This is a genomic window from Calothrix sp. CBUCES-K 9914 (genome assembly GCF_059640475.1).
The window spans coordinates 16,221-32,071 of the sequence record NZ_JBXXZH010000092.1; the positions used below are offsets into that span (position 1 = coordinate 16,221).

The window sequence follows — 15,851 nt, forward strand, 5'->3', positions numbered from 1 at the left end:
TTATTAACTATCCGTTACATCCGTTCATCATCCGTTGCCTAGTCTGCTCCTTCTATTGGTGCAAAACCTTGACGCTGAATATTTTCTGTCACGGTTTTTGGTTCGAGAAACTGTAATAAGTAATCTGGACCTCCTGCTTTTGAACCAACACCTGATAATTTGAAACCACCGAAGGGTTGTCTTGCTACAATTGCTCCTGTAATTGTACGGTTAATGTACAAGTTACCAACTTCAAAATCTGTTTGTGCTTGTTCGATATGTGAAGGGGTTCGCGAATATATTCCACCTGTTAAGGCATAATCGGTACTATTGGCAATTTGTAAAGCGTGTTCAAAATCTTTGGCTTTGATAACTGCTACGACAGGACCAAAGATTTCTTGTTGAGCGATTATACCATCAGCAGGAACATCTTTAAAGATAACTGGGCCAATGTAGTAACCATTATCAGGCGCCGTCATTTCTAATGCCACGGTTGATTCAGCTTTACCTTTTTCGATATATTCGTAAATACGTGCTTGAGCATTTGCGTCAATAACGGGTCCAACTTGAGTACTCGGCAATTCTGCGGCGCCAATATTTAATGATTTAGTCGCTTCTACAAACCGCTGTACAAAAGTTTCATATATAGGTTCTAGTACTATAACCCGTGAACAAGCCGAACACTTTTGTCCACTGTAACCAAATGCTGACTGTACGGTGCCAACTACAGCAGCATCCAAGTCAGCACTTTCATCAACGATAATACCGTTTTTACCTCCCATTTCAGCGATGACGCGCTTCATGTGCTTTTGCCCAGGTTTGAGAGTTGCAGCATCTGAATAAATACGACATCCGACTTCTTGGGAACCGGTAAAAGCGATAATGTGTGTACTGGGGTGGTTTACTAAATAGGCGCCCACTTTAGAACCTTTACCAGGTAAGTACTGAAATACACCTTTTGGAATTCCTGCTTCAACCATAATTTCTGCGAATTTAGCAGCAATTATCGAAGATGTTTCCGCAGGTTTGAGTATAGTTGAATTTCCGGCAACAAGTCCTGCTAAAGTCATTCCTGCTGCAATTGCAAGTGGGAAGTTCCACGGTGATATAACTACAACTATTCCGCGCGGTTGGTAAATATAACGATTTGTTTCGCCAGCAATGTCATAATTAACACCGAGGTCTAACCGCTCCATTTCCAGCGCATAGTAACGACAAAAGTCAATAGTTTCTGACACCTCAGCATCAGCTTCCCGCAAAGGTTTCCCAACTTCTAATACTATCCATCCCGATAACTCTGGGCGCCTACTTTCCATTAAATCAGCGGCTTTGCGTAATATCTCAGCGCGTTGACTTACGGGTGTTTTTCGCCACAATTTAAACGCATTGGATGCTGCTTGCATTGCTGCCTCAGCTTGTTCAACGCTGGCAAGTCCAATTTTTCCAACAACTTCACTTTTATTCGATGGGTTTACTGAGTCAACGACTAACTCGGTTTGAACGTACTCACCATTAATTAATGGTAAGTAGGTTTTTCCAAGCTGGTTTCTAACTTGAGTTAAACCCTTCTGTGCAAGTTCTCTAATATTTTCTGATGCGTAGTCTGTATCTGCTGCACCAAGAAATCCGTTTGTGTTGAGGTTATGTAGAGTTTCTTTCTCTAAATTAACTTTAGGCGCCGCTAACAACTCTTCTACTGGACGATTTTCCATATTTTGGCGTAAAAACGAACTATTCGCGGTATTCTCTAATAACCGTCGAATGAGATACGCCATTCCTGGTAGTAACTCTCCATAAGGACAATAAACTCGTACTCTGTAACCTTTATCAACGAGTGCAGAAGCTATTTTATCTCCCATTCCATAAAGAACCTGCATTTCAAAGCAGCGTTTTGGAACATTCAAGCTTTCCGCTATTGCTATCGCGTGCGCTTGTGAGCGAACGTTATGACTACCAATAGCAGCATATATATATTGATGATTTTCTAGTAGTAGCTGTGTTATGACTTCAAAGTTGGCATCGGTTGCGGCTTTGTCGTTATAAACTGGTTGTTGCCAATGCTTCTGCATCGACTTTATCGTTTCTTGATCCCAATAGGCGCCTTTAACTAAACGAATTGTAATTGGATACCCACGCTGTTTTGCCCAAGCGATTAAATCACGCGCGTCTTGTTCGCTGTCACGAAGGTAAGCTTGAACCGTCATCCCAATATCAGTTCGAGAGCGAAATTCCTCTTCCATCAAAATCTTCTTAAGGATACTAAAAGTAATATCCTTATAAGCATACTGTTCCATATCAAAGTGAACAGCGGCGCCATATTCTGCTGCACGTCGTAGTAAAGTGCGAACGCGCGAACTTACTTTTTCTTCACTTCCACTCGCATCCAATGGGTCAAACTGTGAGTAAAACGCAGTCAACTTTACAGAGACTTGCACCTTCGGTATGGGTAGTCCATCAGCTTCATCAACCAATGGTACACTACCCCAACTGTTAGAAGCTTCAGTCAACTGCTGCATCAAATCAATGTAGCGGTCAAGATAAGATTGAGCTTCGATTTCGGTAATTACAGCTTCACCAAGTAAATCTACAGTGAAAGCCATTTTATTTTTACGCAACCGCTCAATCGTTTTCAATACCTGCTTGATATTTTCGCCAGCAATATACTTATGCGCTAACGTCTCAGTGGCAGTTGTAACTGTAGTTGCTGCTAACTGACCTGGCGCCGAATTAGGATTTGCAAAGTTTAACATCCCTTTGAGCGCCTGCGGTAACTCTACCGACTCATCACCAAGATATTCTTGTAAATGTGCCGCAATCTCAGATTTATCATGTAACGCGGGTAAAGTATCAATAAAACGAAATAGCTGCACCCGTAAACCGGGGTTACTCATTGCCCAAGCAAGCAATTTATCATCCCAACGCATCTGGTCGCGAAGATTTGCCAAAAACGAACGGTTTTCTTGGGTAGCTGCAAGAAGCTGTCGAGCAATTTCTTGAGTTTTAGCTTCGTAGGTGCTTGTTTGTACTTGTAAAACCACTTTTTTACGTACTCCTGTATGTCAAGCTAAAAACTACACATATTTAAGCTTGTCCTTCTATTGTGGCTTCTCCATCGATTTCTTACCACATATGTAGGTTGGTTGGAGGCTAAAAGAATCTATATGATCCGTATCATAAAATCTGAAAAATTGTAGCATAGGTGTCCCGCCTGTGCAGTGACTTACGTTTTTTTACCACAGAGACGTACAGACGCGATTAATCGCGTCTGTACACAGAGGGAAGAGAGTAAGAAAATATCAGCTTTCCAAAATTAACTTCACCACAGAAACTCAGAGTTGATTTATAAAGTAAATACAAAATCTTTGTCGGTTGGGTTACGCAAAGCCTCCACCCAAGCTACGTTTAGCTATTTAAGATATGTAAAACGCAATAAAAAAATAATTTAAAAATGATGTTAAAGGCGCCATTTCCGAATTTAACAAAGCTATTAGTTCTAGAACCAAATAACGCTAATCCTTATAACTACCGAGGTAACGCGAATATTGAACGTGGTTCTTTGGAGGATGCAATTAAGGATTATAGCAAAGCTATCGAAATAAATCCTGATTATGATTTAGCTTTCTATAATAGGGGGCTTGTATGTACAAATTTAGGTAAAGTATCAGAAGCTATTAGTGACTTTGAGAAAGCAGCACAACTTTTTCAAGATAAAGGTCAACTGGATAGTTATAAAGATGCTAAAACCAGATTAACAGAATTACGTTCAAAATAACGTAGCATAGGTGTCCCGCCTGTGCATTGGTCTCTACATATACATCGGTCAAGCGGGACGCCTAACCTACGGTTGTTCTATTGACAGCGTGTAATTGAGCTTGACACCTGGGTTAAAACTACCTACCCAAACTTTGTAAGTGCCTGCTTTCCAATCATTAGCTGCAATGCTAGCATCTTTACGCCTGCCAGAGTCATCGCCACAATAAATTTTCCCATCTGGCGCCTGAACTAGAAGTGTTGTATCAGAACCACCGCTATTTATAGCTATTCTCAGTTTAGAAAAATCTTTTTGTAGAACAACAATATGGTCGGGTGTTGGGTCGGCAAAACCAATACAAGCTTTGTTGTCAACATCACGGTTGGTTATTGCCGACAGCGAGTAAGAACCACCTGTATACCCTGAAAGTGAAACTGTGGCACTATCAAAACCTGGCGCCAAACTAACAGTACCGAAGTTTGCCGTATCAGCTATCACTTTACTTGTAGGAATTACCGTAAGTATACCCAACAGAAATCCGGATGCTAGCCAAGCAGTCCACGTTCTGGATTGGTTGGTTCGTAAGGCTGGCATTAGTCTATGTTGACGTTTTTTCATAGCAGCCTCTCAACAGTGTGGGAGTAAATTTATATACAAATTATAACTCTAAAATGCATTGAAGAATTTAAGGGTTGTGTCAGATCAAAATCTGTCACAAGAGCTGAGTAATGAGTGCTGAGTAATGAGTGCTAAATAAAAACTCTTAACTTCTAACTTTTAACTCCTAATTTTTAAGTTCCGACTCAGCACTCAGCACTTTTTACTATATTGATTATTCTTCAAACTGGAAAAATACATCACCTTTGAGCGAGCTATTGTCATTACCGTAGTTAGTAACGGTTAATGAGCGCAAATTATTGAAGAAAGGTTTTGCAAGTATTTTTAGCAGTTTGAGTACAGGTAACTGACGCTCCAGTATTGGTTGACTAGCTGCCCAATTTATGTATACGTAACCTGCGTTTGACTCAGGGAGCGCTGCGACACTTTTCTGAAAATTGCGATTATTTAATAGTGTATTATCCTCTATTGTGAGAACTTCGTGCATGGTCTCTAGGGATGAAGTGAAAATTTCATAATTATTTATAGTTGTATGCACTCCATAAGCTTTTGCTTCAATATTAAAAGATGGTTTGTCTTGAGCATTAGATTTGGAAGATGCTGCTTTTAACTCTGTCCAAGCAGTAACAGGTTGGTTGAGAAGATTGAATGTAGTGATACTTAAGCCGTTTTTTACTGCTATTGCATCTAAATTTGTAAGTGCAGATGGTGTTTGTGGTGTTTCTGTAACAAATATCCAATCAGGGTTTGCTTGTTGGGAGTTTGATATCAAGCCAATTGCGTATTCACCTTTTACCCAAGCAAAGATATCTTTTGATAAGTTTACACCCCAGCGTTTTTGAGATTCTGCGTCTTGCTGTACAAAATCTGTTATCGTTATTCCTCGTTGAGGTAACAGCGCACTTTTTAGCTGTTGCCAAAACATCGCTAGGTTGCTATTCTCTAAACTACTTAAGTCTTTACTTCCAACTGCAATACCCGCACTCGCTGGAATATATCGTAGTGCGTCTGCAGGTTTTGATAATGATTCCAACGGTGCCTTAAGTTCGTTTGTTGTAGATAGTGCGACAGTTTCCGCAATAAAACCTTTTGCAGCTGGCGCCAACGTTACAACTTGATAGTCAAAGGTTTGTACAGGTAACTTCAATCCAAGCCATTCTGCCACAATTGGAAGATTTAGAAAAGCCACACCAAGGGACTTGGGTGAGATTTGTTTGACTTGTTCGTACTGTGTTGTAGTCGTCAAGTTTAAGTCGGGTGCTTGAACATTATTTATCGCTTCCCGTAATACCTTCGGGTCGTTAGCAAACAATAAATACTTATCCCCAACAACTGCACCAGCGAGCATTCCTTTTTCGGAAGGTGCTGTAATAATTTTAACACCTGCAAACTCTTCCACACTTAACTCGCTACCTGCCAAAACTTGTTTCGAGAAAAATAACTGTACAAACTCACGGCTTTTTTCTGGTGACTTGGTAGCTATTGCCATTAAGTATCCAGGTAACTTACCATTATCGGGGTCGCGGTCAAAATCTAAGCTAGTGACAGCTAGTGTAATTTCTTTTCCTAGCCAGGGTTGAACATCTTTACGAAAATCTATACCTGCTGCCTCAACTGTTCTTATAAGTGAAGATTCGTATGGCCTCAATGACTCCAACTGCGTATCTAATATAGATATCATCGCAGGCGCCTGTTTCGATACGAATATTGCTGCACCTGGTTCAATACTGCTTCCTTTACCAAACGCAGTGAGTGCAAATACTTCATCACAGCTTGTAACACTAATAAGCAGTGCAACCAAGCTGACTACAAAAAGACGAATAAATAAGCTTTTCATCATACCTCTTACACCTTACGCCGACAACTTTAAGGTTAAAGGGGAAAGTGAAAAGGCGAAAGGGGGTATTTCAGTTCAAGGTAAGCAGGATAACGACATTATTAAACGAAGGGATTTGTGTAAAGATAAGAAATATAATTGTGAATAAAACGTTAAATGGCACAATATCCAAGTTCCGGCTTTTCCCAAGTTAGCGTTGAACAACTCCAAGAACGCTTATTGTTAGGCGCCGAGAAGCTTCAACTTATCGACGTTCGCGAACCACAGGAAATAGACATTGCCAGCATTGATGGTTTTGTCAACCTGCCTTTGAGTGAATTTGCTACTTGGGCAGACCAAATTCACGCGCGCTTTGATTGTGAATTTGAAACACTTGTACTATGCCATCATGGTGTTCGTTCGGCTCAAATGTGCCAGTGGTTAGTAAGTCAAGGCTTCACTAATGTTAAGAATATTACAGGTGGAATAGCTGCTTATTCTACGCAAATTGATGTCTCTATCCCTCAGTACTAATTTATTCGTTAACGATTAATTAAAAATTTTACATAATCCCTAGCGTTTATACTGAGGTAACAATCATTTGCTGGCTTGTATTTTAGTTATTAACAATACAACCTTTTTGAGCCATTTATGAAAACATAGATTCTATATTACTGGTGCTAGATGTCTTGATTCACACAAATAAATACAAGTAAGCAAGAAGACCTTCCTTTCAGTAGATGGTCAGTTATTCATATAGCTATGTAGATTAGATTCAAGTGTTGCTATCGTACTTTGCTCTTAGTACTTAGGCAAAAATATGTATAATTAGAATCTTTTCTACTTACATAGATTAAATTACTATGTACAAATGTAACATTATTTTGAGTCTTCTTAAAAAAGGGAGATTAATTTGGTATCTTTCTTAAATAAATATTAAACTTTTTGCTTTTACCTAGGGAACAATAGCATAAAACGAGTCCTAAATTTACAAACTTTTATTAAAATTTGCCTTCAGTAAACATAACCTATGCCAGTTAAGTTAACAAATCGACAACAGCATATACTTTTGGCAACGGTGCGACGTTATATTGCCACAGCCGAGCCAGTTGGATCAAAAGCTTTATTAGAAGAGTTTAATCTTGGTGTCAGCTCTGCGACAATTCGGAACGTAATGGGAGTGCTAGAGAAAGCTGGGTTACTTTACCAGCCCCATACCTCAGCTGGTAGAGTACCATCAGATTCAGGATACCGAATTTATGTCAATAATTTGGTGGCGCCGACGAGTGAGGCAATAACGTTACAGGTAGAGCAAGCGCTGTCAACACGGCTAAAATGGGAAGATTGGAGTCTAGAAGCGCTATTGCATGGAGCGGCGCAAATTCTCTCGACTTTAAGCGGTTGCATCACGTTAATTACGATGCCACAGAATGGTGGTGCTGTATTGCGTCACCTGCAACTAGTGCAAATCGAAGCAGGCAAGGTAATGTTGATAGTGGTTACAGAAGGGTATGAGACGCATTCAACATTATTGGATATACCACCAGCACTCGATGGAAGCAAACGTGATGCGGAATTAATAGACCGTGAGTTGCAGATTGTTTCTAATTTTTTAAACAGTCATTTGCGTTCTAAAAGTTTGTTGGAGATAGCAAACCTTGACTGGACACAACTCGACCGCGAATTTCATCACTACGGAGAATTCTTAAAAACATCGCTTTTAGAGTTAAACCATCGTAAAGTTTCTCCTGAACCCGCGCAAATAATGGTACGGGGTGTTTGCGAGGTGTTACGTCAACCAGAGTTTTCGCAGTTACAGCAAGTGCAAACGATAATTCAACTTTTGGAAGAAGAACAAGAACAGCTATGGAGGTTGATATTTGAGGAACCTGACGCACCAGAAGAACCAGGTAAACCAAAAGTCACTGTTCGTATTGGCGCCGAAAATCCTTTAGAACCAATACGCACTTGTACATTAATATCTTCAACATACCGACGTGGTTCAGTTCCAGTTGGAAGTGTTGGAGTACTTGGACCAACACGGTTAGATTATGAAAATGCCATTGGGGTAGTAGCTGCTGCTTCTGAGTACCTAAGTGAAGCTATCAGTTAATTTAATCCCCACTAACCCCTTTAGTAAGGCTACTGTGTACACACAAGTCTCTAAAAGTTGCCTTTCTTCTCTTTCTTTGCCTCTTTGCGTACGAGCGCGGTTAATTCTTTAACGAACCGCAAAGTACGCAAAGTACGCAAAGGAAAGGAATGTAAGAATTATAAAAAGATGTGTGTACACGGTAGCTTAGTAAGGGGGGAATAAAATTTAAAGCCTTTATTAAAAAGTAACAAAATAAGTTAACTCTTAGCCCCCCTTATTAAGGGGGGGTTGGGGGGATCAATTCTTGATTAAAAATAAAAATATTACCTAAGATAGATAAGTCGTCTTCACCAATAGGTAATATCTATAAATATGCTGAGAAAAATAACATTTTGGTTAATCTGGCTCTTGTTTACAAGCTACGCCTTTGTATTTGCGCCTCCTGACCAACCCGACACATTTGAACTAATCAAAAATTTATCGACTGGTCAATGGCAAGGAATCAACCCGTTAGTAATTGCACTGTTTAATATCATGGGTGTATTACCTATGATTTATGCATGTTTAGTGTTTATTGATGGTGTTGGACAAAAGGTTCCAGCTTGGTTGTTTGCCACATGTTCATTTGGAGTAGGCGCCTTCGCTTTGTTGCCTTACATTGCCCTGCGTAAACCAAATCCTGAGTTTGTAGGTGAAAAAAATGCTTTTATTAAAATTTTAGATTCACGAATCACAGGTATTTTACTATCAGTTGGCGCCATAATTCTAATCGTTTATGGAATTACTCAAGGAAACTGGAATGATTTTGTACAGCAATGGCAAACTAGCCGTTTTATTCACGTGATGAGCTTAGACTTTTGCTTGCTGTGTTTATTGTTTTCTAGTCTTGTCAGGGATGACATGGCACGTCGGGGAATGGTAGATAATAAAGGATTATTTTGGCTAGTTGCGTTAGTTCCATTATTCGGTGCCTTGATATACTTATGTGTAAGAAAACCATTACCAGAAATTGGTAGTAACGTAAATCAAAGTTCACAAAAACCAGTTACGACTTAAAATTAAGATGAATCTTTTATGAATCGAAATGCACTGTTGTTACTGTGGGCAGGTTTTATTAGTTATATAATTATTCTTGCCCCACCACTGCATCTAGAAGCGACTATTAAATTACTTTTGAATATAATAACGCTTCAATGGACGCAGATAAATCCAGTTATTTTGTCGTTATTCGCACTTGTTGGCATTTGGCTATTTATTTATAGTAGCCTTTTGTTCTTCGATGGTAGAATGCAATCAATACGTTTTTATCCTTTTGCAATCGCTTCCGTAGCATCAGGTGTACTAGGTTTGATACCATACTTAGCATTACGCGAGCCAAATCAAAGCTTTACAGGTGAGAAAGATGGCTTTTTGAAATTTCTCGAATCGCGCGTTTTTGCTTATACACTTAGTTTTATGACAATTGGTTTGTTTGTATACGCTTTAGCATTTGGTAATTGGGATGAATTTATCGAACAGTTTCTGAATGATAAATTCATTAATGGAATGAGTCTTGCTTTCGGTTTATTCTATTTATTGTTTCCGACGAGCATATTGGATGATGATATTGCACGTCGAAACTGGAATAAGCAACAGATGGAAAAATTCTATTTATTTATTGCACTTGTTCCACTTCTCGGGCCACTTTCATATCTTTGTCTACGTCCACAAGTTGCAGTCCAAGCTGATGCACTTTAGGTAGTTGCCACCAAGGAACTTGAGGACATTGGTGATGTTCTTCATGATATCCAAAATGGTAGCAAGTTATAAAAGACAACCAAACCCGATAAGAAATAGTGCGAGAGCGATGCGGTTCTACGTATCCGGTACTTGGTTCGCTATGAGGTATAAAAGTACCGAAATAAAATAGCTGTAATGAACTTAGTAACGACGGTATTGCCCAAAAGTAAGTTAGATTAGAACGAGGTACATCAAAAAAGTAATTAGCAAAGTTATAGGTAATTGTTATAAGAATAATCTGCTTCCAACTCCAATAATTCTTCATAAAATGAAAGTACCAAGCAATTAGATTTTTATGCTCACCGTTATGAAAATCTGGGTCACTTGCTGTAGCTACATGTTGATGGTGTTGCCAATGTTTTTTAAGTAATGTTTTATAAGATAAACCGCCGTATAAAAATAAACTTAATGAACCAATAAAATGATTTAATTTTATATTATGATTTATAACTGCTCCATGCATTGCATCATGTGCAGTGATGAAAAGTCCAGTATAAAGAAACGTTTGCAAGATTACAGCAGCGAACAGGAAAAAGATATTAGTGCTTTGAACATCGACGTTCATTAGCGAAAAAAAGCTAATACCCCATATACATATAATTGAGACAGCAGTAAATATACCTTGATAATTCTTGATATAGTTATCGATGGAAATTTGTATTGGGTATACAATTGTTTTTTGTAGCATTAAATTAGTATTCATCAGTACGAAGGCTCAAATGTTAGCATATTGAAACGTAGGACTAAGTATTACGCATTACCCATCGTTAAATAATAAGTTGTATAGCACTTACACAAATAATAGGTATCTAAATAAATTTATCTATCTGCCTATGGTTTAAATGTTTGTGTTGATTACACATGTATATTTGTAACTTTTGGATACCAATTTGTCATTCTCAAAGCTGATTTACCTTTAAAGAGTTATTTATTTTAAGTATTGTAACCTATATAAACCTTTGCACTTAAATACTTCAGTACTGAAGTTACTGAATATTCAATAAGTATTAAAAATACTCAACATAGTGAATACTAATATATGACACAAAAACTACAGTTATAACCATAGTGAGAAGGATTTTAGAGTTGGATTTACCACACTAATTAAAGTACATGTGTTTTTAAATCAAGGATAATGGCTCCCACAATATTAATTACAGGCGCCTCACAAGGCATAGGAAAACAGACGGCTCTGCTATTCGCGCGCAAAGGATATAACCTAGCATTAGCCGCGCGGTCAACAGAGGACTTGGAAACTACAGCGCAGGAAATCAAAAATCTTGGCTTAAATAATGAGGAGTTGACAGTTGCTTGCGATGTCCGCGACGCAGAGCAAGTAAATACACTTGTACAAAAAAGCTTAGAACGTTATGGAAATATAGACGTGTTGGTAAATAATGCGGGTATATTCGCAACTGGAACAGTCGAAAACTTCTCGTTGGAAGATTGGCATACAATAATTGATACAAACTTATGGGGGTATATTCACACAGTAAACGCGCTGTTACCCCATTTTCTCAAACGCAGAAGCGGAACTATCGTTAATCTTAGTTCAATAGGGGGGAAAGTACCTACACCTTATCTAACTGCCTACTGCACGAGCAAGTTTGCTGTAACAGGTTTTACAGAAGCATTACAAGCAGAACTGAAGCCAAAAGGTATCCAGGTTTGCGGTATTTATCCAAACGTTATTGCTAGCAGCTTTTTAGAACGGGCACTATTTCGCGGCAAAAATGAAGAAGATGCTCTTATGCGTCGCGAACAACTTGGTATGGTTATAAATAGTCCTGTGATTGAAAAGCCTAAAGATGTGGCGAAAGCAATTTGGGAAGCAGTAAGCAAACAAAAGTCAGAGGTAATGGTTGGTTCTGCCAACTTATCACAGTCGATATACCGCTTATTTCCCGGTTTACTCCAGTGGGTTTCACGACAAACCCTTAAAAATCAAGATGTGTAATTTATAATCTGTGTAAAGACGCGAGGAACATCGCGTCTTTACTGTCTATGGTGATTTTCTTTTTACCACAGAGACAGACCACTAGTAGTCCACGTCATAAGTTTTGGTAGTATATAAAATAACCTGTAGGTTAGGCATCTTGCCTGACCTACGCACAGGCGAGACACCGATGCTACAACACACCAAAACTTTTGACAAAGACACACTATGTACAGAGAGGTAGAGGGGCGCCATTGTATAAAAAAGTTATTGCCACCGCAGTACTTTCTCTTTGACAATAACTAAGTCACCTTCGGCAATTTCTAAATTATCGCGAGTCAAGAGAAAACGAGTTTTACCATTGACTGCAACATACTCCTGCGTTCGGACGGCGCCTGGTTTAAGTTCTTGTAGAGGAAGAGTAATTTTTTCGTTACCTTGTCGTGTAACACCAACGTAGCTTCCTGGTTTATTGTTGCCACATATATAAACGATAAAACTTCTGGTGACAGCTTCAATAAGAACATTTTCACCTTGTGGACAAGCGCTAGCTAAGAGCTGTCCATCTGCAGTAACTGCTTTAAGTACCCTTTCTCGGTTCAGAATACGCCCCGATTTATTTATCATGAACTCGTAAGGTGAAACAATATGACTAATTTCACCTTGATTTACGATATAAGTCTCACCATTTTTTCTTGTTATGGGTAGGGTAATTTTGATATCGTCGCTTTTTGTAACGCGGACATAATAACCCAAAGGATTTTTAGTGTCCCCCAGACATATATAAACCTTGTATTTAGCAGTTTCAAAGCTACGTCTAGGGAATGAGTTTTGGAGTGGACATACTTGTGTTGATGTTGGTTGTTCAAAACTAGACTGAGCAACCGCTCTTTGAGTAATAGTTTGAACAATAGCTTGAACAGTAAGAACTTGTAAAACTAATATACCAATCCAAGTCAGCTTAAATCGTAACAGTTCAGAGCGCCAAGTGGATTTACTCGTGAAAATCTTCATTTATTATATTTTTTTAAGTGAAATTACCGAACAAACTTAGAACAAGACTGAAGAAATTAAGTGTTTGATAAGTGTTATTACGGTTGAAATGATTGAATTAGTATCGTATAAAAAACCGCCCAGGACAACTAAATATCCCAGGCGTTCATATATTCTTTAAGAAAAGGAAATAGTATATAATTTTTTGGTTAAGTACTCAGCACTCAGCACTCAGCACTCAGCACTCAGCACTCAGCACTCAGCACTCAGCGCTTTTGACTCATTTAGATTGACATTCTCGTTTAGTTATCTCATGACGGTAACGAAACGTAGCATCAAGTTGAGCTTGTACAAGCCAACCAGCGAAAAACTCTGAAGTTTCGCCACCGGGCATAGAAAAAGAGATAGCATCAGTCAATCTGGTTTTACTGCCTTCTGTATCAAACAAATGTCGGTGCTGCCAAAACTCAAATGGTCCCGATAGCTGTTCGTCAGTAAAAAATCGGTATTGCTCATACTCAGTGTGTCGTGCTAACCAAGTCAAAGGCAACATTCCCAAAAACATACGGAACTCAGTGATGGCGCCAATACTCAAACCACCCTCACGACGGATAACTTTAATTGGTTGCCAAGGTGGAGTAAGTAGCTGGAGAACATCCGTTCGCTCATGAAATTGCCAAACGACTTCCACAGGCGCCTCAATAACCGAAGAGTACTTAAATTGCAACATCAAGCAATTATAAACAAATTAACAGGTAATGGTGTGTGACGCTATAACAATCTTACAACGAAGATAACGTAGGGTGCGTGACGCTACCAAAATTTTGAAACGAAGAGCAAATCTAATAGCGTCACGCACCCTTATTGCGTCACTTGATATCAATAACTAGATGAGCAATTGCAATGATTTGTTGTGATGCTCTCCATGAAACCAGGAGGCGCCGAATAGCTGCTAGAATTTTCACAGCTTTCAACGTCGAAGCATCTTCATCAAAGCTTACCCGTTGAACACGACCTTTATTTAACTGTAGTTCTATTACTATTTGACCACTATAGCCATCTGGTATTGATTGACTCTGTAAATAGTTTGTTAGTTCGTTAACTACGTCTTCTTCTAAACCTGTAATGCTGATAAGGGTTATTTGAGGGTTTATCTGTGTTTCGTAAGGTATGTAAAGTTGATTTGATACTTTTGCGGCAGAACGCTTTCCAAGAAAATCAGGTGTTTGAGATGGAGATGGCGCCGCGAGATAGTTTATACTACCTCCTGCTGGCATTGCAGTAGTAATTCCCCGTACAGATTCGCCAAAAGTACTTTCGTAGCTAACAGCTTGGGGCATTTCTACGGGTACTTCTACTTTTATTGACTCCCCATTTGGGTTTACTTTTACTTCTTCACTAACAGCTACGAACGCTGTGTACTGAGATAATAATTGGTAAATTAAGGCAATATCTGTTACTGCTTTGACTTTTGCTGTTGTTTCATACGCGAACATTTCATTCGTCAGTTGTTTGATATGAGCGCGCGCCCATAGTTGTGCAACAGCAGGGTTGCCAGATAATGTAAAATTAATGGAAAATACTTTTTCGTAATCACCGTTACCAGTATTTCCACGGGCATGAATATGTACATTTATAGAATCTTGTTTGCGTCCGAACAAAACTAATGGTTGTTGAGCAAATAAATCAGGTGGTTGTTCTGGATAAATTAATGGTGCTTCTCCTTGTCCTTCCCAGCTAACTTGAATATTTGTCAGCACAGGATTATTTATTTGGCGGAAGAATTTTTCTGTAACTTCGTCCGTTTTTTCATCGTGACGAATGATATACGAAACACCGCGTCCAATTTCTGCAATGCGGTTGAGTAAAAAACGATTTACTGAACTACCTGCACCAAAGCTATATAAACGATTTCCGGGTTGGAGTGTACTTTGAACTTCTGCAAGAATCTCATTTTCATTGCCAATATATCCATCACTGAGTAAAACCACCGTTCTTAATCTACCAGCAGGCGCCGGAAAATTAATAGCTTTTTTAATTCCACCGAGCATTTCTGTAGCACCAGCCGCGTGCAGCTTATTAATATAGTTAATTGCATTTTGGCGATTTTCTGGAGTATTCAGCAGTGGCGCCTTTGATAATTGTCTTACAGAATTTGAGAAATCTAGAATTGCAAAAGTGTCCGAAGGGTTTAACCCATTGATAAACCGTCGCATCAACTCCTGACACTGCTGTAAAGGGGCGCCGGACTGGGAGCCAGATGTATCAACTAAAAATACGACATCTTTGGGAACGATTTGATTTGGTTGATACTCCAAAGCCGGAATGAGATAAATAGCAAAGTGTCCGCCACGACTATCAGCTTGAGTCAACACAGTTGATTGTATTTCGTTCTGAGCAACTTGATACCGTAAAATAAAATCCTTATTCGGAATAGTATCTTCAACACCCAACTTTATCCGTGCAACTTGAGCAATATGTTCTATTTCTAACTGATGCGAAGGTGATTTAATCTCAGTAACAACCACACCCGCATCAATTTCCACAGTCAAGTTTATATCATGCCCAGAACGCATACCTGGTGGAATCACATGCGGAGTAATACGCGAAGCATCTGGTACTTGGTCAGTATCAAACTCTGTTGGGGAGATCAACTCACCTGGAATATATCTCGGTCCTACTACCATCGGGAAAACAAACTCATAACTTCCCGCGTCAAACTTCAAACTATCTGTATAACGAATCGTCACATCAATTTGTTCACCAGGCAAAATATTAGCTAAAGACTGAGTAAAAATATTATCCCGCTCTTGTTCCAATAACCCCGCAGTACGCCCTTCTTTCTTTGCTTGCTCGTAAATTTCTTGTGCTTCAGAGCGCTTTT

13 protein-coding genes are annotated in these 15,851 nt (G+C 39.1%); 6 read left to right on the plus strand and 7 right to left on the minus strand.

The window, feature by feature from the left end:
- Positions 1-38: 38 nt before the first annotated feature.
- The gene (gene pruA / locus AC2JBO_RS20710; RefSeq protein ID WP_496955541.1) at positions 39-3,017 is read right to left on the minus strand and encodes an L-glutamate gamma-semialdehyde dehydrogenase; all 2,979 of its coding nucleotides are present in this window, start codon (positions 3,015-3,017) and stop codon (positions 39-41) included.
- Between the two features lie 410 nt (positions 3,018-3,427).
- On the opposite strand from pruA, the gene AC2JBO_RS20715 reads away from it, so the two are divergent.
- Positions 3,428-3,751 (plus strand): tetratricopeptide repeat protein, encoded by a 324-nt coding sequence (locus tag AC2JBO_RS20715; RefSeq protein WP_496955542.1) that lies wholly within the window; start codon positions 3,428-3,430, stop codon positions 3,749-3,751.
- A gap of 66 nt (positions 3,752-3,817) precedes the next feature.
- Here AC2JBO_RS20715 and AC2JBO_RS20720 read toward each other — a convergent pair whose 3' ends face one another.
- A complete protein-coding gene (locus AC2JBO_RS20720; RefSeq protein ID WP_496955553.1) occupies positions 3,818-4,324 on the minus strand; it encodes a hypothetical protein in 507 nt (168 codons plus the stop codon).
- A 238-nt stretch (positions 4,325-4,562) separates the two neighbouring features.
- Positions 4,563-6,188, minus strand: coding sequence for a DUF3352 domain-containing protein (locus AC2JBO_RS20725; RefSeq protein ID WP_496955543.1), 1,626 nt, complete (start codon positions 6,186-6,188; stop codon positions 4,563-4,565).
- A gap of 153 nt (positions 6,189-6,341) precedes the next feature.
- Between AC2JBO_RS20725 and AC2JBO_RS20730 the strand changes: the two genes are divergently transcribed.
- From AC2JBO_RS20730 to AC2JBO_RS20745, 4 genes are all read left to right on the plus strand, one after another.
- Positions 6,342-6,698 carry a rhodanese-like domain-containing protein gene (locus AC2JBO_RS20730; RefSeq protein ID WP_496955544.1) on the plus strand — a complete coding sequence of 119 codons (357 nt, stop codon included), beginning with the start codon at positions 6,342-6,344 and terminating at the stop codon, positions 6,696-6,698.
- Positions 6,699-7,194: 496 nt separating this feature from the next.
- Positions 7,195-8,277 carry a heat-inducible transcriptional repressor HrcA gene (gene hrcA / locus AC2JBO_RS20735; RefSeq protein WP_496955545.1) on the plus strand — a complete coding sequence of 361 codons (1,083 nt, stop codon included), beginning with the start codon at positions 7,195-7,197 and terminating at the stop codon, positions 8,275-8,277.
- A gap of 354 nt (positions 8,278-8,631) precedes the next feature.
- Positions 8,632-9,315: a DUF2834 domain-containing protein gene (locus tag AC2JBO_RS20740; RefSeq protein ID WP_496955546.1), complete on the plus strand. Its 684-nt coding sequence runs from the start codon at positions 8,632-8,634 to the stop codon at positions 9,313-9,315.
- An 18-nt stretch (positions 9,316-9,333) separates the two neighbouring features.
- Positions 9,334-9,996 (plus strand): hypothetical protein, encoded by a 663-nt coding sequence (locus AC2JBO_RS20745; protein WP_496955547.1) that lies wholly within the window; start codon positions 9,334-9,336, stop codon positions 9,994-9,996.
- Here the strand turns inward: AC2JBO_RS20745 and crtW are convergent.
- Positions 9,914-10,741 (minus strand): beta-carotene ketolase CrtW, encoded by an 828-nt coding sequence (gene crtW / locus AC2JBO_RS20750; RefSeq protein WP_496955548.1) that lies wholly within the window; start codon positions 10,739-10,741, stop codon positions 9,914-9,916. The genes AC2JBO_RS20745 and crtW overlap by 83 nt on opposite strands.
- 432 nt (positions 10,742-11,173) lie before the next feature.
- Here crtW and AC2JBO_RS20755 point away from each other — a divergent pair, with 432 nt between their 5' ends.
- Positions 11,174-11,995 (plus strand): SDR family NAD(P)-dependent oxidoreductase, encoded by an 822-nt coding sequence (locus AC2JBO_RS20755; protein WP_496955549.1) that lies wholly within the window; start codon positions 11,174-11,176, stop codon positions 11,993-11,995.
- Positions 11,996-12,241: 246 nt separating this feature from the next.
- Here AC2JBO_RS20755 and AC2JBO_RS20760 read toward each other — a convergent pair whose 3' ends face one another.
- The 3 genes from AC2JBO_RS20760 to AC2JBO_RS20770 form a co-directional block, all read right to left on the minus strand.
- Positions 12,242-12,988: a hypothetical protein gene (locus tag AC2JBO_RS20760; protein WP_496955550.1), complete on the minus strand. Its 747-nt coding sequence runs from the start codon at positions 12,986-12,988 to the stop codon at positions 12,242-12,244.
- Positions 12,989-13,247: 259 nt separating this feature from the next.
- Positions 13,248-13,697, minus strand: a complete 450-nt coding sequence (locus AC2JBO_RS20765; RefSeq protein ID WP_496955551.1) for an SRPBCC family protein — start codon at positions 13,695-13,697, stop codon at positions 13,248-13,250.
- A 139-nt stretch (positions 13,698-13,836) separates the two neighbouring features.
- On the minus strand, positions 13,837-15,851 hold a 2,015-nt coding region (locus tag AC2JBO_RS20770), incomplete at its 5' end, for an after-VIT domain-containing protein (protein WP_496955552.1).

What these genes read in the sequence shown, in the direction of transcription:
- AC2JBO_RS20715 (WP_496955542.1), top strand. Translation starts at nt 3,428, where the DNA reads ATGATGTTAAAGGCGCCATTTCCGAATTTAACAAAGCTATTAGTTCTA.
- AC2JBO_RS20720 (WP_496955553.1), bottom strand. Translation starts at nt 4,324, where the DNA reads ATGCCAGCCTTACGAACCAACCAATCCAGAACGTGGACTGCTTGGCTA.
- AC2JBO_RS20725 (WP_496955543.1), bottom strand. Translation starts at nt 6,188, where the DNA reads ATGATGAAAAGCTTATTTATTCGTCTTTTTGTAGTCAGCTTGGTTGCA.
- AC2JBO_RS20730 (WP_496955544.1), top strand. Translation starts at nt 6,342, where the DNA reads ATGGCACAATATCCAAGTTCCGGCTTTTCCCAAGTTAGCGTTGAACAA.
- hrcA (WP_496955545.1), top strand. Translation starts at nt 7,195, where the DNA reads ATGCCAGTTAAGTTAACAAATCGACAACAGCATATACTTTTGGCAACG.
- AC2JBO_RS20740 (WP_496955546.1), top strand. Translation starts at nt 8,632, where the DNA reads ATGCTGAGAAAAATAACATTTTGGTTAATCTGGCTCTTGTTTACAAGC.
- AC2JBO_RS20745 (WP_496955547.1), top strand. Translation starts at nt 9,334, where the DNA reads ATGAATCGAAATGCACTGTTGTTACTGTGGGCAGGTTTTATTAGTTAT.
- crtW (WP_496955548.1), bottom strand. Translation starts at nt 10,741, where the DNA reads ATGAATACTAATTTAATGCTACAAAAAACAATTGTATACCCAATACAA.
- AC2JBO_RS20755 (WP_496955549.1), top strand. Translation starts at nt 11,174, where the DNA reads ATGGCTCCCACAATATTAATTACAGGCGCCTCACAAGGCATAGGAAAA.
- AC2JBO_RS20760 (WP_496955550.1), bottom strand. Translation starts at nt 12,988, where the DNA reads ATGAAGATTTTCACGAGTAAATCCACTTGGCGCTCTGAACTGTTACGA.
- AC2JBO_RS20765 (WP_496955551.1), bottom strand. Translation starts at nt 13,697, where the DNA reads ATGTTGCAATTTAAGTACTCTTCGGTTATTGAGGCGCCTGTGGAAGTC.